Annotated in this window: 28 protein-coding genes and 1 pseudogene; 22 read left to right on the plus strand and 7 right to left on the minus strand. The window is 37.5% G+C overall.

What is annotated here, in order from left to right; genetic code table 11:
* Positions 1–45 precede the first annotated feature (45 nt).
* From RH85_RS19460 to vapC, 18 genes are all read left to right on the plus strand, one after another.
* Positions 46–924 carry a VirB8 family type IV secretion system protein gene (locus RH85_RS19460; RefSeq protein WP_006714441.1) on the plus strand — a complete coding sequence of 293 codons (879 nt, stop codon included), beginning with the start codon at positions 46–48 and terminating at the stop codon, positions 922–924.
* Between the two features lie 20 nt (positions 925–944).
* The gene (locus tag RH85_RS19465; protein WP_006714442.1) at positions 945–1,721 is read left to right on the plus strand and encodes a TrbG/VirB9 family P-type conjugative transfer protein; all 777 of its coding nucleotides are present in this window, start codon (positions 945–947) and stop codon (positions 1,719–1,721) included.
* Positions 1,714–3,006 carry a type IV secretion system protein VirB10 gene (gene virB10 / locus RH85_RS19470; RefSeq protein ID WP_006714443.1) on the plus strand — a complete coding sequence of 431 codons (1,293 nt, stop codon included), beginning with the start codon at positions 1,714–1,716 and terminating at the stop codon, positions 3,004–3,006. Before RH85_RS19465 ends, virB10 begins: the two co-directional genes overlap by 8 nt.
* Before the next feature lie 89 nt (positions 3,007–3,095).
* Positions 3,096–4,112 (plus strand): P-type DNA transfer ATPase VirB11, encoded by a 1,017-nt coding sequence (virB11, locus tag RH85_RS19475; RefSeq protein WP_006714444.1) that lies wholly within the window; start codon positions 3,096–3,098, stop codon positions 4,110–4,112.
* A 77-nt stretch (positions 4,113–4,189) separates the two neighbouring features.
* On the plus strand, positions 4,190–4,762 hold the full coding sequence (locus tag RH85_RS19480; RefSeq protein WP_006714445.1) for an OmpA family protein: 573 nt from the start codon (positions 4,190–4,192) through the stop codon (positions 4,760–4,762).
* 15 nt (positions 4,763–4,777) lie between these two features.
* Positions 4,778–5,023, plus strand: coding sequence for a hypothetical protein (locus tag RH85_RS19485; RefSeq protein WP_006714446.1), 246 nt, complete (start codon positions 4,778–4,780; stop codon positions 5,021–5,023).
* 64 nt (positions 5,024–5,087) lie between these two features.
* On the plus strand, positions 5,088–5,519 hold the full coding sequence (locus tag RH85_RS19490; RefSeq protein ID WP_006714447.1) for a hypothetical protein: 432 nt from the start codon (positions 5,088–5,090) through the stop codon (positions 5,517–5,519).
* Positions 5,520–5,546: 27 nt separating this feature from the next.
* Entirely contained in the window at positions 5,547–5,888 is a 342-nt protein-coding gene (locus RH85_RS23565) for a hypothetical protein (protein WP_006714448.1), read from the plus strand.
* The gene (locus tag RH85_RS19495) at positions 5,888–7,426 is read left to right on the plus strand and encodes a type IV secretory system conjugative DNA transfer family protein (RefSeq protein ID WP_006714449.1); all 1,539 of its coding nucleotides are present in this window, start codon (positions 5,888–5,890) and stop codon (positions 7,424–7,426) included. The genes RH85_RS23565 and RH85_RS19495 overlap by 1 nt, the downstream gene beginning before the upstream one ends.
* A complete protein-coding gene (locus RH85_RS23110; protein WP_039949412.1) occupies positions 7,374–7,820 on the plus strand; it encodes a hypothetical protein in 447 nt (148 codons plus the stop codon). The genes RH85_RS19495 and RH85_RS23110 overlap by 53 nt, the downstream gene beginning before the upstream one ends.
* An 11-nt stretch (positions 7,821–7,831) precedes the next feature.
* Entirely contained in the window at positions 7,832–8,065 is a 234-nt protein-coding gene (locus tag RH85_RS19505; RefSeq protein ID WP_006714451.1) for a hypothetical protein, read from the plus strand.
* A 10-nt stretch (positions 8,066–8,075) separates the two neighbouring features.
* Complete coding sequence (locus RH85_RS19510; RefSeq protein ID WP_006714452.1) at positions 8,076–8,417, plus strand: hypothetical protein; 342 nt, start codon at positions 8,076–8,078, stop codon at positions 8,415–8,417.
* Between the two features lies 1 nt (position 8,418).
* Positions 8,419–9,009, plus strand: coding sequence for a hypothetical protein (locus tag RH85_RS19515; RefSeq protein WP_006714453.1), 591 nt, complete (start codon positions 8,419–8,421; stop codon positions 9,007–9,009).
* A 3-nt stretch (positions 9,010–9,012) separates the two neighbouring features.
* Positions 9,013–9,492, plus strand: a complete 480-nt coding sequence (locus tag RH85_RS19520; protein WP_006714454.1) for a hypothetical protein — start codon at positions 9,013–9,015, stop codon at positions 9,490–9,492.
* Entirely contained in the window at positions 9,489–9,857 is a 369-nt protein-coding gene (locus RH85_RS19525) for a hypothetical protein (protein WP_006714455.1), read from the plus strand. The genes RH85_RS19520 and RH85_RS19525 overlap by 4 nt, the downstream gene beginning before the upstream one ends.
* 123 nt (positions 9,858–9,980) lie before the next feature.
* Positions 9,981–12,164 (plus strand): DNA topoisomerase, encoded by a 2,184-nt coding sequence (locus RH85_RS19530; protein WP_006714456.1) that lies wholly within the window; start codon positions 9,981–9,983, stop codon positions 12,162–12,164.
* A 78-nt stretch (positions 12,165–12,242) separates the two neighbouring features.
* The gene (vapB, locus tag RH85_RS19535; RefSeq protein WP_006714457.1) at positions 12,243–12,476 is read left to right on the plus strand and encodes a type II toxin-antitoxin system VapB family antitoxin; all 234 of its coding nucleotides are present in this window, start codon (positions 12,243–12,245) and stop codon (positions 12,474–12,476) included.
* On the plus strand, positions 12,476–12,877 hold the full coding sequence (gene vapC, locus RH85_RS19540) for a type II toxin-antitoxin system tRNA(fMet)-specific endonuclease VapC (RefSeq protein WP_006714458.1): 402 nt from the start codon (positions 12,476–12,478) through the stop codon (positions 12,875–12,877). The genes vapB and vapC overlap by 1 nt, the downstream gene beginning before the upstream one ends.
* 38 nt (positions 12,878–12,915) lie before the next feature.
* Here vapC and RH85_RS19545 read toward each other — a convergent pair whose 3' ends face one another.
* The 6 genes from RH85_RS19545 to RH85_RS19565 form a co-directional block, all read right to left on the minus strand.
* Positions 12,916–13,236, minus strand: a complete 321-nt coding sequence (locus RH85_RS19545) for a hypothetical protein (RefSeq protein WP_006714459.1) — start codon at positions 13,234–13,236, stop codon at positions 12,916–12,918.
* 89 nt (positions 13,237–13,325) lie between these two features.
* Positions 13,326–13,595 carry a hypothetical protein gene (locus RH85_RS19550; RefSeq protein ID WP_006714460.1) on the minus strand — a complete coding sequence of 90 codons (270 nt, stop codon included), beginning with the start codon at positions 13,593–13,595 and terminating at the stop codon, positions 13,326–13,328.
* Between the two features lie 9 nt (positions 13,596–13,604).
* Complete coding sequence (locus tag RH85_RS19555) at positions 13,605–14,552, minus strand: hypothetical protein (protein WP_006714461.1); 948 nt, start codon at positions 14,550–14,552, stop codon at positions 13,605–13,607.
* Between the two features lie 83 nt (positions 14,553–14,635).
* Positions 14,636–14,782, minus strand: coding sequence for a hypothetical protein (locus tag RH85_RS23115; protein WP_006714462.1), 147 nt, complete (start codon positions 14,780–14,782; stop codon positions 14,636–14,638).
* A gap of 84 nt (positions 14,783–14,866) precedes the next feature.
* Positions 14,867–17,911 carry an LPD7 domain-containing protein gene (locus tag RH85_RS19560; protein ID WP_006714463.1) on the minus strand — a complete coding sequence of 1,015 codons (3,045 nt, stop codon included), beginning with the start codon at positions 17,909–17,911 and terminating at the stop codon, positions 14,867–14,869.
* On the minus strand, positions 17,905–18,243 hold the full coding sequence (locus RH85_RS19565) for a plasmid mobilization protein (protein ID WP_006714464.1): 339 nt from the start codon (positions 18,241–18,243) through the stop codon (positions 17,905–17,907). The genes RH85_RS19560 and RH85_RS19565 overlap by 7 nt, the downstream gene beginning before the upstream one ends.
* A gap of 340 nt (positions 18,244–18,583) precedes the next feature.
* Here RH85_RS19565 and RH85_RS19570 point away from each other — a divergent pair, with 340 nt between their 5' ends.
* The 4 genes from RH85_RS19570 to RH85_RS19585 are packed head-to-tail and all read left to right on the plus strand — an operon-like array spanning position 18,584 to position 20,882.
* Entirely contained in the window at positions 18,584–19,108 is a 525-nt protein-coding gene (locus RH85_RS19570) for a hypothetical protein (RefSeq protein ID WP_006714465.1), read from the plus strand.
* Positions 19,109–19,113: 5 nt separating this feature from the next.
* The gene (gene stbB, locus RH85_RS19575; RefSeq protein WP_006714466.1) at positions 19,114–19,848 is read left to right on the plus strand and encodes a StbB family protein; all 735 of its coding nucleotides are present in this window, start codon (positions 19,114–19,116) and stop codon (positions 19,846–19,848) included.
* A gap of 9 nt (positions 19,849–19,857) precedes the next feature.
* Positions 19,858–20,472 carry a hypothetical protein gene (locus RH85_RS19580; RefSeq protein ID WP_006714467.1) on the plus strand — a complete coding sequence of 205 codons (615 nt, stop codon included), beginning with the start codon at positions 19,858–19,860 and terminating at the stop codon, positions 20,470–20,472.
* 2 nt (positions 20,473–20,474) lie between these two features.
* Positions 20,475–20,882, plus strand: a complete 408-nt coding sequence (locus tag RH85_RS19585) for an H-NS family histone-like protein (protein ID WP_006714468.1) — start codon at positions 20,475–20,477, stop codon at positions 20,880–20,882.
* Positions 20,883–21,109: 227 nt separating this feature from the next.
* Here RH85_RS19585 and RH85_RS19590 read toward each other — a convergent pair.
* A pseudogene (locus RH85_RS19590) lies at positions 21,110–21,451 on the minus strand (DUF3560 domain-containing protein); the annotation flags it as partial.

Consider the following 21,451-nt stretch of genomic DNA (forward strand, 5'->3'; position numbering starts at 1 on the left):
CTGTTAATCCCTCGATTATCTACATTCCTGAATTAAAGGTTTAATATGTTTTGGAAAAGAAAAAAAACGGATGATGAAAATCAATCCGTAGAATTGTTACAACCTGAATCTGATTTAGACACATTAATAGCTGAATCAGAATTAGATGAATCATCGAGTTCAAAGAACAAGCCTGAACTTAAAACCATTGAAAATGTGCTTGATGAAAACAAGCACATTGAAAAGCAAAAAATGAACGGTTCAGCAACCAAAGCTGTTGCTGAATATCTTAAACAGATGCAGAATTTCGAATCAGACCGAGTGGAATTCATCAAGCAACAAAATAAATTTGCTTGGCGTGTGGCTATTGGTGCTTGTTTAATTTCATGTTTATCAATCGGGGCAGTGATTAGTGTGCTGCCTTTAAAAACAGTTGTCCCTTTCCTCGTTCGAGTAGATAACAATACTGGCGAAACAGATATTGTAAATCCATTATCAAATGGACAAGAAACGTATGAAGAAAAGCTTAATAAATTTTGGACGCAACAATTTGTCAATATGCGTGAGAATTATTACTGGTCTACTCTAAAAGATAACGCGGCACGATTAGAGCTTTTATCTACGGACGATGTATTTAAACAATATCAATCTTACCTTAACGGCGTAAACTCCCCACTTAATAAATTCAAAACAACCCGTTCTGTTAAAGTTGACATTAAGGGCACAACTTTTTTAGAAACAAATGGACAGATATTCGCTCAAACACGACTAACTAAAACTGTTATTGATAATGCGGGGCTTCCTGTTGCATTATTCCCTGTCACTCATTGGATTGCTACCTCTACGTTTGATTACAAAAAAGAAATCAAACGTGAAAAAGAAGAGCAAATTAATCCTTTAGGTTTTCAGATAACAAGCTACCACATCGATCCAGTTCAGGATTAATCCTTACAATAAGGCAAACAATGAAAATACCGTTATTTTTCAGTACGGCATTAATCTCATTTAATGCTGCATCTGCTGCTACGCCAAATTCTCAAGGTTTCGATCCAAGAGTCCAAGAAGTTCTCTATAACCCTAAGACTGTGATTAATGTTTCTACCTCTATTGGACGGGCTACACTCATCCAGCTACAAAATGGGGAAAGCATTATGTCGAAAGAATTAAGTGGCATGGGGATGGGTGATGCAACCGCTTGGGGCTTGTCCGTTCGGGGCAATAACATTTTTTTAAAGCCCACGGCAGAAAAGCCAGACACAAATCTATTGATCGTTACTGATAAGAATCGTACTTATTCCTTTGATTTGATCACGGCAAAAAAGGAAAGCTTAACTTCCTATGTCGTTAAGCTTCTCTACCCTGAGCCAAAGAAAAAAGCCATACGTGATGAAAAATCTGTCCCTTGCTCTGATGGAGAGCAGAACTTCAAATACTTGAAGTGGGGGGATGACAACTTATCACCTCAATATGTCTGGGATGATGGTCGATTTACTTGTTTTAAATTTAAGAACAACGTTGAGTTACCAGTGCTTTATCAAAAAACCATATCAGGACAAGAAACGCTCATTAATACTCATATGGAAAAAGACACACTGGTAGCGCATGGAGTGGCGAACGAATTTCGTTTACGCCTTGGTGAATCTGTTCTAGGTGTTAAGCCTTTTGTACTTGCTCCGCAAGGTTTCAATTATAAAGGCACAACATTGAAAGACGAAAAACGAGTGGTGATTGAGCATGAGTGATAATCAAGGGGCTATAACTCCTATTGATGCCAAGCCAACTAAACCCAAAAAAACGAAGAAACCGAAGAAAGATCGAGGTGAATCAACAGTCGGAAAAAATCGCGGAAAAAAAATTGATTTTGTCGTACTGGGAATGGTTGCTGTTTGTGTTGTTGCCGTCTTGGGCGCATTTTATTTTATTATCGGGGGTGATAAGGAAGAACCAACATATGACACAACTTATGCAGAAGTTGACGAGGCAATAGTCGTTAAAGAGATCGGATCGGATGCTGATAGTATTACTAATTTAATGAATAAAATTGCAGTACAAGAAGCAAAAGAAAAAGCCGCCGCCGAAGCATTACACCTCCAACAACAAGAAATCATAAGACAGCAGAAAGAAGAGGCTGAAAGACTCCGTAAAGCAGAAGAAAAACGTTTAAGAGAAGAAAATGATCGATTAGAGAAAGAGCGTGATAATCCACCAAAGGACGACTCTCCCCCTGACTCTAGCAACAATGATTCAACGCTTCCAACACCACAAGTTGATTCTTCAAATGCTAGTAGTCAATCCAATTCAGATGTACCAACGCCCTACGAAAGAAAATTAACCTCCGCTGTTATGCCAGAAATACCAAGTCCACCGTCGAGCACACCACCCTCACAAAATACGACTAACAACACGTTAGACAGTAAAAACTTTGTTCAGGGTAGCGCATCGACCAAGTGGCGCAATAAACGTGATCTGCTATTAGTACACGGCACAAATATAGCCTGTGCTTTACGTACTGAGATCATTTCAACTTATGCTGGCTTAGTAACATGCAATGTTATCAGTGACGTATATTCTGCGAACGGCAAGACGTTGCTTGTTGAAAAAGGGTCGAGCGTCTTTGGTGAACAAAGTATTACTCTTGAACAAGGTCAAGCACGTGTTTTTGTTACATGGTCAGATATTCAGACACCAGAGGGAGTATCTATACAGATTGACAGTTTAGGCACTGGCGCATTAGGTGCGTCAGGCGTTGATGCTTGGGTTGATAATCACTTCAAGGAACGTTTTGGTGGCGCAATCTTACTTGCGTTTATTGATGATGCTTTTGCCACAATTGCGAATCATCAGGCTGATTCTAAAATATCGACTGAAAACTCCTCGGATAATGTCAGTGATATGGCTTCAATCGCGCTTGAGAACTCAATCAATATACCGCCTACGGGATATGTACCAATAGGTACGAGACTTAACATCCTTGTTGCTCGTGACATTGATATGAGTAGCGTCTACCAACTCCAATCAAACGAGTAATTAGTCAGCCATGAGAGTGAACCTTACCAAGTATTAGAATAATACCTGGTAAGGTTCACTCTCTATGTAGATTCTTCAAGGTCTTCATTATGAATAATCAAATAGACTCATCGATCACCGTTCGCAACTTACTGATCACTACAGGACTTCAAAAAGTTCTCGATTTAGAAAACATCACCGAAGTAGCAGTAAATCAACCAAAAAAAATCTGGTTTGAAAGAGGTAATGGTTGGGAGCATATCGACGAGCCGTTATGCACATATCAAGCTTGTTTAGATCTCGCTCGCGCTTTATCTGTGTTCAGCGCAATTAGTGTAGCGTTAGATTTTAACAGCCCTGTGGCATCCGTTGTTTTGCCTGACGGGGAACGCGGTCAGATATTGATACCGCCAGCTTGTGAGCAAGGTTGTGTTTCATTTACGTTCCGTAAACCGTCGTTAAAGCGATTTAGTTTAGCGGATTACCAACAATCTGGACGACTAGCACATGCTAAGGGGGCAGAAAGAACAAACATTAAATTATCACCACTTCAAAAAGAGCTATTAACCTTAAAAGACAACAATAAGATTGAGGAATTTTTCGAATTGGCGGTCAAATCGGATCTCAACATATTGTTAGTCGGTGGTACTGGTAGTGGTAAAACAACCATTATGAAAGCCTTAGTTGATTGCTATCCAATAGAAAAACGCCTGTTTACTATTGAGGACGTTCACGAGTTATCACTGCCAAATCATCCCAATCATCTACATTTGTTCTATAAAGCAAAAGGTATGACTCCTAAGCACATTATCGAAGCTTGTATGCGCATGAAACCCGATCATGTGCTTCTAGCGGAATTAAGGGGGGATGAGGCATGGAACTACATTGAAATGCTCAATACAGGCCATGCTGGAAGCATTACGACTATTCACGCGAATGACTGCTATTCAGCGTTTAGTCGCTTAGCCTCATTGGTTAAACAATCCGAAGTTGGGCAAACCCTTGAGTACGACTTCATTTTAAAAACTATCAAATCCTCCATTGATGTTGTGTGTTTTTTTAAGTACACGCACCTCAAGGAAATATATTTTGATCCCGAAGAAAAAAACAAATTGTTAAGTGAATAATTTGTTTAATCACAATTAAAATTTTAAAAATCATTAAATATGAGTGAATTTCTCACTCAAACACAAGGTAAATAAAAATGTATAAACCAGCTTTATTGGGCGTAGCTTCGCTACTGCTCACCGCTTGCGCATCTGAACCAAAAACGGCAGCAGAGGTAAACCCAATCCTTATTATTGATTCTAATAATCCTCAACTGGTTACCGTTACAAAGACTACGGATGTGCAAAAACAAATAGCTCACTTACAAATAACAAACCATGAGCTTGCTGTACTAAATAAAAAAATGGATTACTTCGCGGAAAATGCTTATTACAAAGAACAACCGCGACAATTCATCTTCCATTACTCAACAAATGGTACAACCGCTTCATTTACACAAATTGAATCTGTTCTTGAAGCAGCAAGAACGGCTTGCCGCATTGATATTCAAGGTCGAACTGATGGGCAAGTGATAACGCCGAAAGAAAAAGAAATCGCACAAAAACGCGCCAGTAATGTACGTGATCAGCTAGTGAAATACGGCGTTAAATCTGAAATTGTTTTTACTAATTACGCACCATCTGGTGACTACGTAGGTGATAACTGGACAGAAGACGGTAGAGCACAAAATCGCCGTGTTGAAATTGACGTATACACGGCCTGTAGATAAGAAAAGGGAAATAACATGAACCAACCAATAGATAAAGGACGTGTTTGTATCATTGCAGAGCGTTATCAAACTAATCAATTAGGCGATAACAATCAGCCCATTGTTAAAAATCGTTATGCACCAATTGGTAGAGCTACCTTATGGCCTAACAAACCCAATTCAAACATGCCAAATGTGGAAATCGAAATTGACACGATGCCCCTTAATCCAAGTGCTCCACTAAAAGCTTATGTTTTTTGGGATAGCGAACAGCAGCAATAAATAGTTAATAATTATCAAGCAACGTAAAGGAGATTTTTAATCTCCTTTTTATCGAGATAACCTTGTGTCAAAAAAAACTAAAAGCAACCTTGAATTTACTAATGAAATCAACATCATAAAGGACACCATTGAGACGTTAAAAAGACAAAACAAATTAACCTCCATTATAATAGTCGGCGCTTCTGGGAGTGGTAAAAGCAAACTATCAAAAGCAATCAACTTAAAAATCCATCAGTCTTTACTAATCGACGCAGGGTTAATGTCGAGCTATAAAATACAATCATTAGAAACACCCGACTTTTCCATAAAAAGTAACACGTGCATAATTGACGGTGCTGAATATTTTACAAAATATTGCTTATCACAACTTCTTTATTTCATAAGAAAGAGAAATAGCTTAATTTTGTTATCGACACATATTGGCGACTTACCACAAGAGCTTATTAGCGCATCAACATGTTTTGAGCTAGACAAAGGACTGCACTTAATAGAATAAGCTTATTTCGCATATCGAGGATATTCCATGTCCAACAAAGTATTTTTTTCACTCCTTTTTATCGTTTTCACCATAATTGCATTATTTTGCGGACTCTATGGCGGTGGTTATTTCTTCCTTAAAAAAGTTCAAATAGATACTAACATCCTATCGTATGAAACTCTTTTTATTTACTACGAAGCTTATCAACATGATAGCGCAGTGAAGAAATTCATTAGCATTGGATTTGCTATCGCTGGTTTTGTTTCATTGTTGCCAGCTTTGTTTGGGTTCTTTATGTTTATATCTGTTCAAAAGAAAGAGGAACTTCACGGTTCAGCACGATTCGCCACTGATTTAGAAATCAAAAAAAGAGGATTAATTGACTAATGGCAAAAAAACCACATAAAGAACACAAGTACCCTGAGATTTTAATAGGACGTGTCGAGTCTGGAAAATACAAAGGCGAATTATTAAAGTTCAGAGGTCAACAATTTGTGTGTTTAGCTGCTCCTACACGAAGTGGAAAAGGCGTAGGAAGCATAATTCCTAATTTAGTGAACTATCGTGATTCTGTTGTGTGTAACGACATTAAGTTAGAAAACTTTCGTAAAACTGCTGGATACAGAGCATCGCAAGGACAAGAGGTTTTCTTGTTTTCACCAGATGGATATGTATTAGACGAAGTAGAAGATAGGCCAAAATTACTATTGCGTTCTCACCAGTGGAATCCTATGTCATATATACGTAGAGAACCCATTTATCGAATTGGTGACATTCTTAATATCAGTGCTGTTTTCTTTCCACTTACAGGCGATAAAAACGACATATGGAATGAACTTGCTGGGAAATTATTTAAAGGTTTATGCCTTTACATGCTCGACAATGAATCGATTAATGGGATGCCTGTTAGTTTCGCGCAATTATTAAAACTCACTACGCCAGAGGGCGGCCTTGTTGCATGGATGAAACAAGAAATAGATATGAACTTAATCTCGGAAGAATGTAGAGATGAGTTTTATGCATTCATGGCAGCCCCCGATGATACAAGAGGAAGTATTTTATCAAATCTAGTCTCACCTTTAGCAATCTTTAGTGATGCTGTTTGTGCTGCGGCTACGAGTGGTGATTCTTTTGATTTACGAGATATTCGCCGTAAACGTATGAGTATTTATTTGGGGGTTCGACCAACTAATCTAAAAAAATTTGCTAAGTTGCTCAATCTTTTCTGGTCACAACTTATCGGGGAAAATACACAAGTTGAACCTGATGATGATCCAACACTTAAATATCAATGTTTAATGATCATGGATGAATTCACCTCGCTGGGGCGAGTTGAAATTATTAGACATTCAATAGGTTACACCGCCAGCTACAATATGCGCTTTCTTATCGTTTATCAAACAGACGCACAATTAAATGAGGTCACAAATTACGGAAGAGAGGGTGCTCAAATTTTAAAAGATAACATGGCGGTTAAACAAATTTATCCACCTAAAGAAGTAAATGAATTAGCAAAATCCCTTAGTGAAACTCTTGGCTACAAAACCGTGAAAGTAAAAAGTAGATCACGAGCAAAAGGTAAAAACTCAAGTACAACCATTAGTGAAAGTGAACAAAAAAGAGCACTTATGTTACCACAAGAAATTGTGGAACTTGGTTTTGAGATGTACAAAGGCGTTGGTTTAAAACAACTGATCATCATGGAAAATATGAGACCATTTATCGCTGATAAAATTATTTACTTTGATGATCCAGCTTTTATGGAACGTGTTAATTATGCTAAATGCAATCCTCCAAAAATCCCTCTCCTTGATTTAAGCCAAGGTAATATAAAACTTCCTGATAATATTGAAATTAAAAAGGACTACGAAGATGAAGAAGAACAAACTAATACTGCTCCCGTTGATAGCGATTGGCTTATCTAGTCCACTAGTGGCTAGTGATGCGGATTGTTCAATTTGGCTATGCTTACCAACTGGCTTTCCAAGCGGCTGTGGTGATGCAAAAAAAGCCTTCAAAGATAGAATCAAGAAATTCAAACCTCCGTTGCCAAATCTAGCAAGTTGTATTGTTAGTTCACCTGACTATCCAACCGTAGCCGACAAAGATCCAAGTACAATGAGTTATCGTGAGGGCGTTGCTGCAAAGATGCCGAATGGTTCATACATCGATGGTACAAGCTGCGTTCACTACGTGGACTCTGGCGGTCAAGATCACCAATTAATATGGAAACCATACGGCTGCACCGGAACGTGGCACTACTTGGATACATTGATGGATGGTAATCAATACGGTCAACGACATTATTATCAACGTTAATAAGGAATTATATGGAAAGCACGACGACAATTACAGCTCACCAGTTAGTTGTAGGCATGACAATACGTTGTCCTGTAGAGGGTAACAAAATTACTATAACTGATTTAATCGCTCACACTGAAAATATCGCACTTGGATGTGATAAAGGATACACAGGAGTAGCATTCACTGACACCTTTGAGTTACTAGAACCTTTCGATTTAACAGAGTGTAATTTAAACTGGATTAATGAACAACTTGATTAAGGGTAAATAAATGAATGAAGATGAAATATTAAAACAAATAGGTCGCAACTACTTAGAGATTCAAAAATCAGAAGGGAAAAATAAACATCTGCACACTCACATACATATTATTCATGTAATTTCTGATGAAAGCATTCATTTGATAGACTTCCTCGTCAGTCCATTGTTAATTTCAACAATCAACACCATGATAGAGAATAAAACATTACTCGAAATATCCATCACACCTGATGATGATGGTTCTTTCCAAGAAACAATCATTGAAGAGCCAACCACTGAAAATGAAGATGAAGATTGGTATGTGTCTTGTCATTGGTACAAAGTAAATCCTGAATATTCTATAGGGAATTAATATGCAATACGCAGCAATGAAATTATCAAATGCTAATATTCTTCTTGACGCCAACGAGATTTACGCATTAGACCAAGGGCTGGATAAATTAATTGAATCAATGCCCGATGATGAATATGAATCAACACTATGTAGACAAGTAGTTTACGGCGTTTACATTCCTCAAATAGATTTTGACTTTCCAAAGAGCGAAATTAAGCGTCACATCGAAGAGTGCGTTAATAATTGGTTAATACATATCAACGGGCTGCACGCGATTAATATAGGAATTGAAGACATTGAACCTTACTATGACGTGACAATAACAGGAAGTTGTGCGCATTGCCCAAAACCACACACTACAAATAAGGTGGCATTTGCAGCTTTATTAATCGCTCCTAAAGACTTCAAACTCGGTAATGGCAAAACTCAAGCAAAAACCGCATATTTACGCTGGTTCGATATGGACATTTTAACGACATTACTTAACAGAAAAGGGTTGTTTTCATTGATCGCACCTGAGAAACGATTCAAATCAGAACCAACACTTGAAAACTGGCGAACCTACATTGATCCACATCGAGCCGTTAAATACGCTCAAAAATGGAGATAAAGAATGGCAAAATCTATAATTACTCTGGAAGAAGCTAAATATCAATATCTCACTACCATTGAAGACTTTATCATCGATGCAACGCTAGATGAAATCAATGAATATTCTAATCGTATTCATGGTGGGGTATCGTTAGGTTGTGGTATTTGGCAAAGCGAAAAAAAATCATTTTCTAATTGTAAGAATGAAAACTGCCAGATGCTTGCTGAACTACTTGGAATATGGGCTTTTGCTCCAGTTGATGAGTGTGAAAAATCACCTCAAGGACGACCAGAATTCATTACTTTCATTTTTGACGGTAAATCAGAGCGTTACAAAAGACAACAAATAGCAAACACCTATTTTGAAAATTTATCTAAACAATCATTAAGTCCTGACGAAATTGACGCTATCCATGATGGTTACGCAAGATTAATTGAAAAAAAATCAAGTTGGATTAATGAAAATGAATTGGAGATTTTAATAAAGGATATTTGCAAATGAAAACACCACTAATGGTTTTTATTTTTGCTACATTAACATCCTTAAATGCAAATTCTACGGCAATTCCTTGTGCAGGTTGCGGTGCTGTTTTCCAGATGAACACATGGCTTTTGGCAACAGAAAATGTTCGATTATCTTATCAGAATTGCGTTGACACAAACGGAAAGCAAAATGAAAAATGTAAAATATTAGATGAAATTAAATATGATACATATCTTGAAGCTTCCAAAATAAAACCCACAACAGACAAGACGAATACATCTAATATATACAAAACACTCAAATATAAATGCATTAAAGAACTGGGTAATGAGCATTTAAAATGCAGAACTCTTAGTGATTTAGTTGACAATTCAAACAAATAACAAATTTCAACCTCCATCTACAAGCTAGCAATTAACTCTACCATTAAACGAAAAAACCAATTCAATCTCAAATATAGACTAACTGTAATAGCTCTATAATTTGTTTCACATAGGTATTAAACTATGCGCTTATTTATAGCCGAAAAACCAACACTTGCAACCGCGATATTCGAGGGGTTAGGTGGAAATCCAAAAACGGAACGAAAAGAGGGATATTTCCAAAAAGGGAGTGACATTGTAACTTGGTGTGTAGGCCATTTGCTTGAATTATGCGCCCCTGATAATCAATGGCAACTTGAATATTTACCTATCAAGAGTCAGTTTCCCCCAAAACTACAACCAATAGAAAAGACAAAAAAACAATTCAATATTGTTGCTAAACTCATTAAGCAAGCAGATGAAATCGTGAACGCTGGCGATCCCGATGAAGAGGGGAATCTGTTAGTTGACGAGGTGCTAACTTATACAAACAATACTAAGCCAGTTAAACGATTATTAATTGCAGATGTTAACTTAGAGCCAGTCAAGCAAGCTCTTGCCAATATGCAGCCAAATGAAAACTTCCATCACTGGACGTTATCTGCATTGGCGAGAAGCATAGGCGATCAGTTATATGGTTTTAATATGTCTCAAGCATACACGTTAAAAGCTAGGGAGATTGGTTATTCTGGTACATTGAGCATTGGGCGCGTTCAAACCGTAGTGCTTGGAATGGTCAACGAACGAACATTAGCGAACCAAAATCACCAAGAAAGTTTTTTTTATAATGTATTTGCTCATTTCGAACAATACGGAGCTAACTTCAAAGCTCAATATTTACCTACCGATAACAACAATATTGACGACCAGCACCGCTTGATAGTTGAGTCAGAAGCATCTCAAATAGCTAAACAAAGTTGTCAGCAATCAGCCTTGATCATCGTTTCGGAAACAAAGCCAGCGCAAGCAGCACCACCAAGACCATACGATTTATCAAGTATTCAACAATTGTGTGCCAGAAAATGGGGTTACACTGCCAGCGAAACCTTAGAAATCTGCCAAAGCCTCTATGAAACCCATAAGCTCTTATCTTACCCACGTACTGATAACCGTTTTCTTGGTGATTCGCACTTTGATCAGCGACAAGATATTTTAAATTTTATCGTTGGTACAATGCCTGAACTACAAACTGCGATAAATGGGGTCGATACTTCAAGAAAGCATGGTGCATTTAATCCAGCCAAGATAGAAGCTCACCACGCTATCGTACCAACAAAATCAGGGGCAGGAGTTACCCTTACCCAAAAAGAACGCAATGTGTACGAGCTTGTGGCCATAAGCTTCATTGGATTATTTTATCCTCCCTCTATCCGGGATAAGACCAACGTCATTTTTGAACTAATCGATAGCAAGCACCAATTTAGAGCGAATCAAACAGTTTTAAAATCAAGTGGTTGGGAATCTCTATATAAAGGTGACATCGAGGAAGACAAACCTATTGAGGGAACAGACCTTACTACATTAAGCACTGGACAATCATTAACTGTCACTAACACTCATGTTGATAAAGGCAAAACCAAGCCAGCAAAATACCATGTTGAATCAACCTTGCTTGCCAGCATGAAAAAAGCAGGAAAATTGATCCAAAATCCAGAATTACGCAAAGAGTTTGAAGCAAAGGATAAAGGCGATCGTGATAACTGTGGCTCAATAGGCACTGAAGCGACAAGAGCCGACATTTTAAATAAGCTACGCTCAAGAGTTGATTTGGTTCAGCTAACAAAAATGAAAGGTTACAAAGAGGATGTTTGGGTCACAACCAAACTAGGACAAGAATTTATCGCAATGTTGCCGCCTGAGTTTGTTGCTCCTGATATATCGGCTATCTGGTCGCAACAACAAACAGCGATCAGATCTGGTGAAATGACAGTTCCTCAATTTTTAACCAACTTAGATCGATTCATTGAAGAACACGTTCAAAAGGTCAAGAATGAGGGCGTTAAAATCCACGTAGAGTCGCATCCATGCCCTAGCTGTGTCGATGGTCGCATAACTAAACGAAATGGTTCTAATGGGCTATTCTGGGCGTGTAACGGTTATCCTGAATGCAAAACCTCATTCCCTGATAAAGCTGGCAAACCCGACACCACACCTAAAGCAGCGCAAGTTCTTTCTGAACACAACTGCCCTGACTGCACCAAACCGTTGATAAGACGTGCGAGTAAAGTTAAGAGGGGACAAAAGCGCAAATTTTTCTATGGCTGTTCTGGATACCCTACGTGCAAAGCCTCATATCCTGAAAAGAACGGAAAGCCGGTATTCGATTAAAATGCTATATACAGTTGCTATATAATCTCAATGCTCTATAGTCATGCTATAGAGCATTTTTTATAAGTGAGATCTAATATGTCAATTGCATCTGTTTTTGAAAACAACCGAACACAAGCGGTACGCTTACCAGCCGATTCTCGATTTCCTGATAATGTAAAAAAGGTTCATGTTCGAGTCGTTGGAAAAGAACGCATACTCGCACCAGTAGGAAACTCATGGGACAGTTTTTTCTGTTCTGATAGCAAGGTAACCGATGACTTTATGGTAGAACGTGCATCACAAACCCAATCAGAAAGGGAATCGTTTTAATGCTGAGATTTATGCTCGATACCAACATTTGTATCTATGTGATAAAGCGAAAACCGATAGAGGCACTACAAGCTTTTAATATTCATGCAGGGCAAATGTGTATTAGTTCTATAACACTTGCTGAACTTCTTCATGGGGCATCCAAGAGCGCAAGACCTGAACACAACATGCTACAGATTGAGGATTTTGTTTCACGTCTTGAGATTCTAAATTATTCATCTAAAGCAGCGTCCCATTATGGCGACATTCGAGCTGACCTAGAAAAAAAAGGCACTCCTATTGGAGTAAATGATCTGCACATAGCAGGACACGCTCGAAGCGAGGGGCTGGTACTAGTGACTAATAATGAGAAAGAATTTATTCGTGTTGATGCTCTACGTATAGAAAACTGGATTAATTGATTTTAGTCAATTAATCCAGTTTTCTACCATCTATTAAATTAACATCTGCCAGCGGCTTTCAATAAAGCATTGCATTGCTGACTTGTGGGCATTGCTTTTCCATCAGTTGGAGAACAAAGTACGTCACTCGTAATGCCAGCAGATGTGTAATAACATTGATAAACTCTTCCAGCATATTTAGCATTAAATCGAACAGCCATTAAATCACCCTTACGATTTTCGATCGTGATCTTTTCCGCTGTCGTGCCTAATGCAAATGCTGTTTTTTCTTGAATACTTGAATCATTACGAACTGCGTTGTCGATTGCACCACAACCAGAAAGTAGCGTAATAATAATTAGTGGTAAAATTTTTTTCATTGAAATAATTCTTAATAAATAGCCAAGGCAACATTTTATATCAAATCAATGAAATACCACATAGATTAAATGGTTTTATCGCATAATGATCACGATCTAACAGATGACGTTGTTCGTGCTAATTCACGAATATAAGCAGGAACAGAAAGATCATCACAATCACACAGGGTCAACTGGAAAGATTCAACAACCGCATTCAATTGCTCAAAGCTTATTCCAATAGCCCTAGCAGCGGTCATTAAGCCATTTATAAATTGTTTCTTATCATGCCTACGCTGATGATCAGTTAGAGAAATTGCGCTGTAATCTTTAAATTCCAGCTTGATTAAGTCTAATAATTCAGTTTGGTAGTTAGTCATTTCGCTTCCTTATATACTTAGCCGACTTGAATTTGCGAGGTCTTGCTGCATTGATACCTTTCGCCCCAAATTGTCTACATTTAAAGTTTTAGGCAACGATCCATTAGTTACATCATCAAACGACAAACTTCCACGTGCTATTTGCTCATAGCTAAAATTGAACAAGAACTTATCTTGCCCACGCAGTTGTTGAACAACATCACGTGACACAAATGAATCGCTGATAGGTTTGCCATTGAGTTGAACCTCAAGTAGAGAATCATCCTTATTCCAGCGGTACGTAATTTGATTAGCTGGCTCTAACGTGTTCTCGTGCATACCATTAGAAAACTGCCCTGCATCTGTCTTTGGAAAGATTTGTTGTGAACGCTCACCAAGTTGAATACCCTCGGTTATTCGAGCTGATATTTGCTCTACGTGCTCAAAAGTAAACGGCAATTTTGATAACTCGAATGATTGAATCAGCTTAGGCTTGGATTCTGCAATAAAAGCAAATACCTCTTCTGCCTGAATCAGTTGGCTTTTTCCTGAATAATGCTTTTCTACATAAGCCCACGTTGATTTCAAACTTGGTTCATTTTTACACTCGATAATTTTACTTAATATGTTTAATTTCTTTTCATCGCTGCATGTATTCAATGCGTAATGACCTAACACCTCATGTCTTACGACTTCGAGTGCTTTCGTGTATCCTTGTCTCTCACTATTTTCTCCATGTCCCTCCTGACTCCCACAGGGGTATAAAACGTTGGCGCAGGTAAAAACGACGAGTCCTCTTCTAGGAAAATAGGCTCCTTCAAATTGGTAGGCTTCTGGGTTATCTGCAACTCTTTCATATCCAAAGATCTCCTCTGGTGTTTCTCTGATCTTAAACTCAAGCGGTAAATTTCGACCACACTCATTGTAAACAAATATAACTGCTTCTCTCATTTCATCAAGAGTAACGGATTTATCCATCAATGAACCTATCTAGCTTTTGATTTTTATGAAGCTTCTTCACCGCCTTTTAAAATGCTGGCGTTTGAAGCACTAACGAAACTTTAATCAAAGGTATAAGCCTCAAATTTTCCAGCTTCTATTTCAGCTTTAGCGATAATCGCTTGTAGAACAAATTCATAAGGCAAGTCTGGATTATCTTCCATCACCCCCCCTATTTTCGAGTCAATTCGTACACTTGTTGTTGGCATAATTAAACTCCCATTAATTTTTACCACAATTGTGGCAGCTTACCACACCAACAACAAATCATTGGATTAACACGCATACGAATACTAGAGTTTAATCGAATTGGTTTGTTGCCCAATATCTTGTTGAACTTCGACTTTTTTCCCTGATTCATCTACCGTCAATTGCGTTGGTTTAGCACCATTATTTACATCATTAAATGACAAACTGCCTTTCATAATTTGGTCGCTGCTAAAATTCTCCAAGAACTTATCTTGTTGTCGCAATTGCTCAACAAACTCTTTAGTTATTGTCGCAGATTCGATAGGCTTTCCGTTTAGATTAACATCCATCACATTCTCGTCTTTATTCCAACGATAGCTGACAGTATGCGTTTGCTGATCGATACCTGAAAAACCTTTATCGAAAGCTTCGGCTAATTTACCCTCGAACGGATTATCTTTGATGCCCAACTCTTTAAATTTCACACCGACTGATACCGCACCATCTTCTGCCTCTCTGTACACCTTTTTAAATCGTTTATCTTTACTCCATTGCTCTACAAGCTCATTAGCTCGATCTATTTCTGCTTTTACATCCGTAGGAATCCGCGTTGAATTATCATCTTGAATTACATCCACTTTTTGAACAGTAGCATCTGATTCTTTCGATACGACCTGCTCACTGACAGGAACACTATGTGATTCCGGTTGAGAAGACAGTTCGACTTTTGTCGCATCAGCACTTAATGACTTAGCTTGTTTGAATTCTTCATACAATTCACTCTGGCCTTGATCAAATGGATTTACATCAACACGCTTAGTTAATTCAGCTACGTCTTGCTTCATTTCCCCGTACAATTCTTTCGCTTGAGTCTTCATATCCATACTGTCTGAGTAACCATCGGTAGATCTCAAGCTTTTAATTTGATGCAACTTCTCTACGGCACTTTGTTTTAGACTTTCAACAGCACTGTCTATTGGAACATCTTTATGCTCTTGAACGCTGACTTTCTCAATAACATTATCACCTGTTGTTTGAGCCTTTAACTCAAGATACTGCTTATGTAGCGATTCAGGACTAAATATAACTTTCACATCATGTTTAGCAGCTTGCTCCAAAACAGAGCTTTTAAATTCTTGCGAACCTCGTAATTTAACAGTTCCAAATTTTTCTGCTGCCATTTTCAATCCGTTAATAACGGCGGATTCTGACGGTGGATTGTCTACAAAAGAAATACGGTCTCCTTTATCAGTGAAAACGGTTTTACCTGACTCAGAATGTTTATATTCTACTTGTCCACGCTTTATATTCTTTGTTGCTACTAAATCATTTAACTTAAACTCATCCAATTGCTTATTAAGCTGCTGTTGATATTGAAATATATCCTTAAACGATAAACTTTTATGTTTAGATTCAATCTCATTTGATTCATCTCCTCTAAGGGAACGTAACTTATCTAAAGCTGACATATTAGCATCCTTATGTAATTCAACTTTTTTCAAATACTCGAAAATTTTAATCGAGTCATATACAGAATACTCTAGAGAAACAATATCCTCTCGTGCAAATATTATACTATTATATCCTGCATTAGATAAGTTATTTTCAGCTTGTTTTTGATAAGCATTCAATAATATCTCCCTAGCGTCTAACCAAGGCAGATTCAAATGTTTCGTTAAGAAATCAGACACATTCAAATTACGGTTATCTACATTAATACGATAAGAACCGTCTCTGGATTTGAAAAATTTGTGAACATCATCTTTCACACCAAACTTCGCAACAAAAGGAAATAACTCTTTAGGATTTAAGTTTTTTCTTACTTCTTTAAAAAACTCTAACTCTGACAACTGTTTAGATTTTTCTTTATCATCATTAGCAAGTTGAGTAACAACGTTTAATCTTCCTCCTCCCCTGTACTGATCTCTATTCCGTCGCACATCGTTATATTTATATGATTGCTTGTCGTCCACATTTTGCATTGCATTATTCGACAATACACTTGAAGCTCCATTGCGCTGTCTACCGATTCCGTTAACCACATTGCGTTGGGGCATACGTGACACGCTATTTTTAACTTCGGCAAATGTTCGGACTTTTCTGAATGAAGTGTGTTTAATACCAAGCTGGAAATTTGATGATGATCTTCCCTTTCGAATATTGTATCTTTGCTCATGCTTTTTTATAACCTCTTCTAATACTTTCTTGCGTTCCAATTCTGGTAGTGCGTAATATTTATCTCTAAAAGACCGACTAGCACCTTGTCTAATATGTCTCGTTTCATTAGCCTTTACATCAACCCAAAGAGATCGTATTCGGTTTACACGTTCTTTCGTAGGGCGTTCAGCTCGATAGCATCTTGTCTTTAAATATTGCTCACTAAAACAGGATTCTTTTAATCTAATGTTTTTGGTTGAATTACTAAGTTTCAACTTCAAGTATTGACCAGTTTTTGAATTTCCTACGGACACATTGCCATACTGACTAACTACGGATTTAAAGTCATCTACAGTTCTAATGTCTTTATTGTGTATTTCATCCAATAGTGACGCTTTTAGATCTGAGTGTTGACCGCTAAAATTATCACCTTTGTACCTTGAGATAAGGTCAGCTTTTGATGCCATTTCTCTTGGATTATCATACGGAGAACTTAGATCAAACTTATAGTTAATGGATTCTTGTATGGCATCATGGAAGATTTCTATCTTTTGATATTCACCAAATGGATTTACATCATTATTTGTAATCAAGTTCCTTTTTGGAATAACGATGTGAACATGTGGATACCTCTCTATAGTTTCGCCTGTTTTCTTATCTTGATATGTCTGTATCTTAGGGCGGTGAATTTCAGCATATACATTATATTCACGTTCATCATACGCCGATAACAAATCTGACTTATAATCTTGATAGACAGCTTCAATTTGACCGTTTGTCAGATTCTTCTCTTTAAAAGATAATGTAATATGATAGTAATTATCCCTATCAGGTTCACTAATAGTTTTTATTATAGAATCCGTCAACGCTATATTGCCATCGATACATACACGCTGGTCAAGTTCGTCACGAGTAAAATCTCGACCACTCTTCATTCCATGTTCAAGGTATTCAATTATACCTGCCTTTGCAGCAGTTACTCGCGCTAACATTTTTCAATAAGCCTTTGCAATTGAGATTGAATTGAAATTAATTCATTAATGGCTAAGTTATAAGACCGTTGTGATATAATACCTTTTTTATTGTCCGTATTTAATCGCTTTGCGATCTGGTTGATATTATTACTTGTTTTGTTAAATGCAAATAATATTTTACCAACCTCATTTTTTTGATTTTTAGTGAATGTATATTGCTTGCTTAAAAAAATAGCTCGGAAAAACTCGGTTCTACTTATGTTTGCTTCATCCATGATTAGCTTATATGGCGCAAATTCTCTTTCAGTCAAACGGAATGAGACAGGGATAGAACGATTTTCCTTTGTCATGCTCAATCATTTACTCCTAATAAAAATCAGGCTCGTAGAGCCAAGGGGTTAAAGGGGTTTACCCCTTTGCACGTCCGGCATTATACAACGAGGAACGAGTTTGTATACAGCCGACAGCGTGCCTTTTGTAAAAAATAACAGTCGAACAAAGATAGCAAAAAGATAGCAAAAAGATAGCAGATGGGTAGCAAACAGATAGCAAATAGGTAGCAGTTAAATAGCAAAAAAGAAGCATAAAGGTAGCTTTTAGATAGCATAAAGGTAGCTTTTAGATAGCATAAAGGTAGCAACTTGGGTTTCAAGTGGTTACAATTACATGAAACTTATTTAGGATAGAGCGATGGGTGATTCTGAAAGCATTGAAAACACAATGTTACCTATAACAAAAGATCTCAATAGAGGTCGAAAACTAGCCTTTGTCATTAGCCGACACTTATCTCTCATGCAAAGTTTGATTAACGATGGTTATAGCCTATCTGAAATCCATGCCGTCATTAGCAAGGAAAGATCGTGCTCATTAGGCACTTTCAAAAATTCAATTTTCAGAGCTAGAAAAAAAGCTGCACTTAGTTCACTTCAAGGCTTATCTATCACTACTAATAAACCAGAAAAAAAACTATCGACTATTGAAACTGTAAACAGAGATAATAACAACAACTCGTGTTATTCACTAGACGATTGGCGTAAAGCCTTTGGGTTTCATGTTAATGACAACTCGACTGAGGATTTTGCATATGATTTTAGTCAAATGGGGCTAACACCTGAAAATTGGCACTTGTACAAATCACAACATAATATTTTTAATGCTAAACGACTAGCTGCCGTACATGCTAATCGTAAAGTTCACAAATTCGATAAAGAGTAATATATATGGATTTTTTAAAAATCGCCGTTCTTAACAATTCTGGCAACGTTGGCAAATCAATGATTTGCGAGAGATTGCTAAAACCTAGAATACCAAATAGTGAAATTATAAAAATTGAAACCATTAATGCAGATGGTTCTAATGATGAAAAAATTTCTGCGAAAGACACTGCGGAAGTTAGAACACGTATAGATACATCCGACATTTGTATCATTGACGTTGGCGCATCAAATATTGAAACGTTTATTAACTCTTTATCAAAAATGAATGATACTGTAGATGATATTGATGTTTTTATCATCCCAACAACACCTAAACCTAAGCAACTTACAGATACAGTAAACACATTATCATCATTGAAGTTATTGGGCGTTGAACTTGATAAAATCAAAATCATAATGAATATGTATGACACGGACTTTTCGATAGAGAAGCAATTCTCACTTTTATTTTCTGAAAACTCCCTTAACAAACTTAATTTAAACAACCATGATAACCAGCTAACTATCCCAATGACTGAGCTTTTTGATCTAGCCGCAGAAGCTGGCCTAGATTATAAAGAAATAGTTTCAGACGAACGAGACTACAAAGCCCTTATTCGTGCTACCAAAGACAAAGATGAAAGAGCAGAATTGTCCATTAAACGAACAATAAAATCTCTATTTATTGGTTTTGACAACGAATTGGACGTTTGTTTCGAAAAGCTTTCTAAAGCATGTGGATGGTCATTCGACCGATAAAGGGATATTATGAGTAAATTAGCACAAGCGGTTCAAGATGCAGCGTTAGTTGAATTAAACAATGATATTCAAGCAATGATTGATAGCATTGAATTACTTCCAGAAAAATTATCGGAAAAAATAGATCCTGTTATTCAAGATAAAGTTAATGCCATTGTTGATGCAGCCGATGCTGCGCAAGAACACGTAAAAGAACTGCAAGAATCTAATAAAAGAGCCATACAGAAAAATTTAAATGATGCTCAAACCGATTTTATCGTAGCTACAAAAGATAGTATTGACAGGTTGCTTCAACCACAAATTGACAAGCTATCCGCTATTCCTGACGCGATTGCACAATTATCTACAACAATTGTGCAGCCTCAAAAAAGTACATCGAGCAACATGACGATCATCATCGTATTATGTCTGTCTTTAATTGTTGGGGCTTTAGTTGCTGGGCTTGCAACTCAACACTATTATAGTAAAGTAGTGGAACATAACGAAATACAAATGACTATTATGTCTAAAATCATGGATACTACCCTTGATAATGATATGACAGCTACAGAACGCAATAAATTCAGAGCAGCGTATAAAGAAAATATGTACCCTGTAACTAAGCAAGTAATGAAAGGACAATAACTTTGACAGATTTAACCAAAACTTTACTCAACATTCGTTCACTTCGTGCTTTTTCTCGTGAATTAACTTTAGAACAATTAGAGGAAGCTCTTGATAAATTAACAACTGTTGTTCTTGAACGACAAGAGAGTGATGAAATTGAATTGAAAGAACGCGCTGAACAAGAAGAAAAACTATCTTCAATAGCAGAACAAATAACGAAACAAGGTATTGATGTTGAAGCGTTAATCAGTGCGTTATCTGGACAACCTAAAACAAAAAATAAAACCAAGCGCACTCCACGTCCAGCAAAATACCGCTATACAGACGAAAACGGACAAGAGAAAACTTGGACAGGTCAAGGGCGCACTCCGTCCGCAATTCAATCGCAATTAGATTCTGGTAAATCCATTGATGAGTTTTTAATTTAACTCTCAACAAAGGCACGACGATTTATTCAAGTTTTTTGATTGATTAACAACCACCACCATCGCACTTATCCATATATCAATATGAGGATAACTGGAAACCTTTAGGACTATTTCCAGCCGATTGTTGATATGTGGGTAAGTGCGATTGAGCCTTTAGGCTCATTTGGGGGCGAGGCGAAGAATGAGCCTCGACCCCCAAAAAAAACAGCCCGAAGGCTGATTTTTGATTAAAACTCGTTAAGTTGTTGGATCATGTATCGGGTCGTTGCTACTGCGTTTGCGGTTATTTTTCTAACCCATGCTTTGCTATAACGTGACCACTTGAAACCGTTTGATTTTAGAACCTTGCGCACCTCTTCACTAGGGATAGCATCAAAGGTTACTTTTATGCGTCCGTCTTCCTCATACAATGACCAGTTAACCGAATCAATACAGCCTTGCTCACTTAATGCCGCTTGATTGTGTAGCGCTTCTAATTCCTCGATGCGCTGCTTGGTGGTGCGAATGGTCGCGCTGTTGTTGGTTAACTTGTAGCTTGGATAACCTTCACGGCCGCAAAAATCCCCTCC

The sequence above is a fragment of the Vibrio ichthyoenteri ATCC 700023 genome (genome assembly GCF_000222605.1).
GTDB lineage: Bacteria > Pseudomonadota > Gammaproteobacteria > Enterobacterales > Vibrionaceae > Vibrio > Vibrio ichthyoenteri.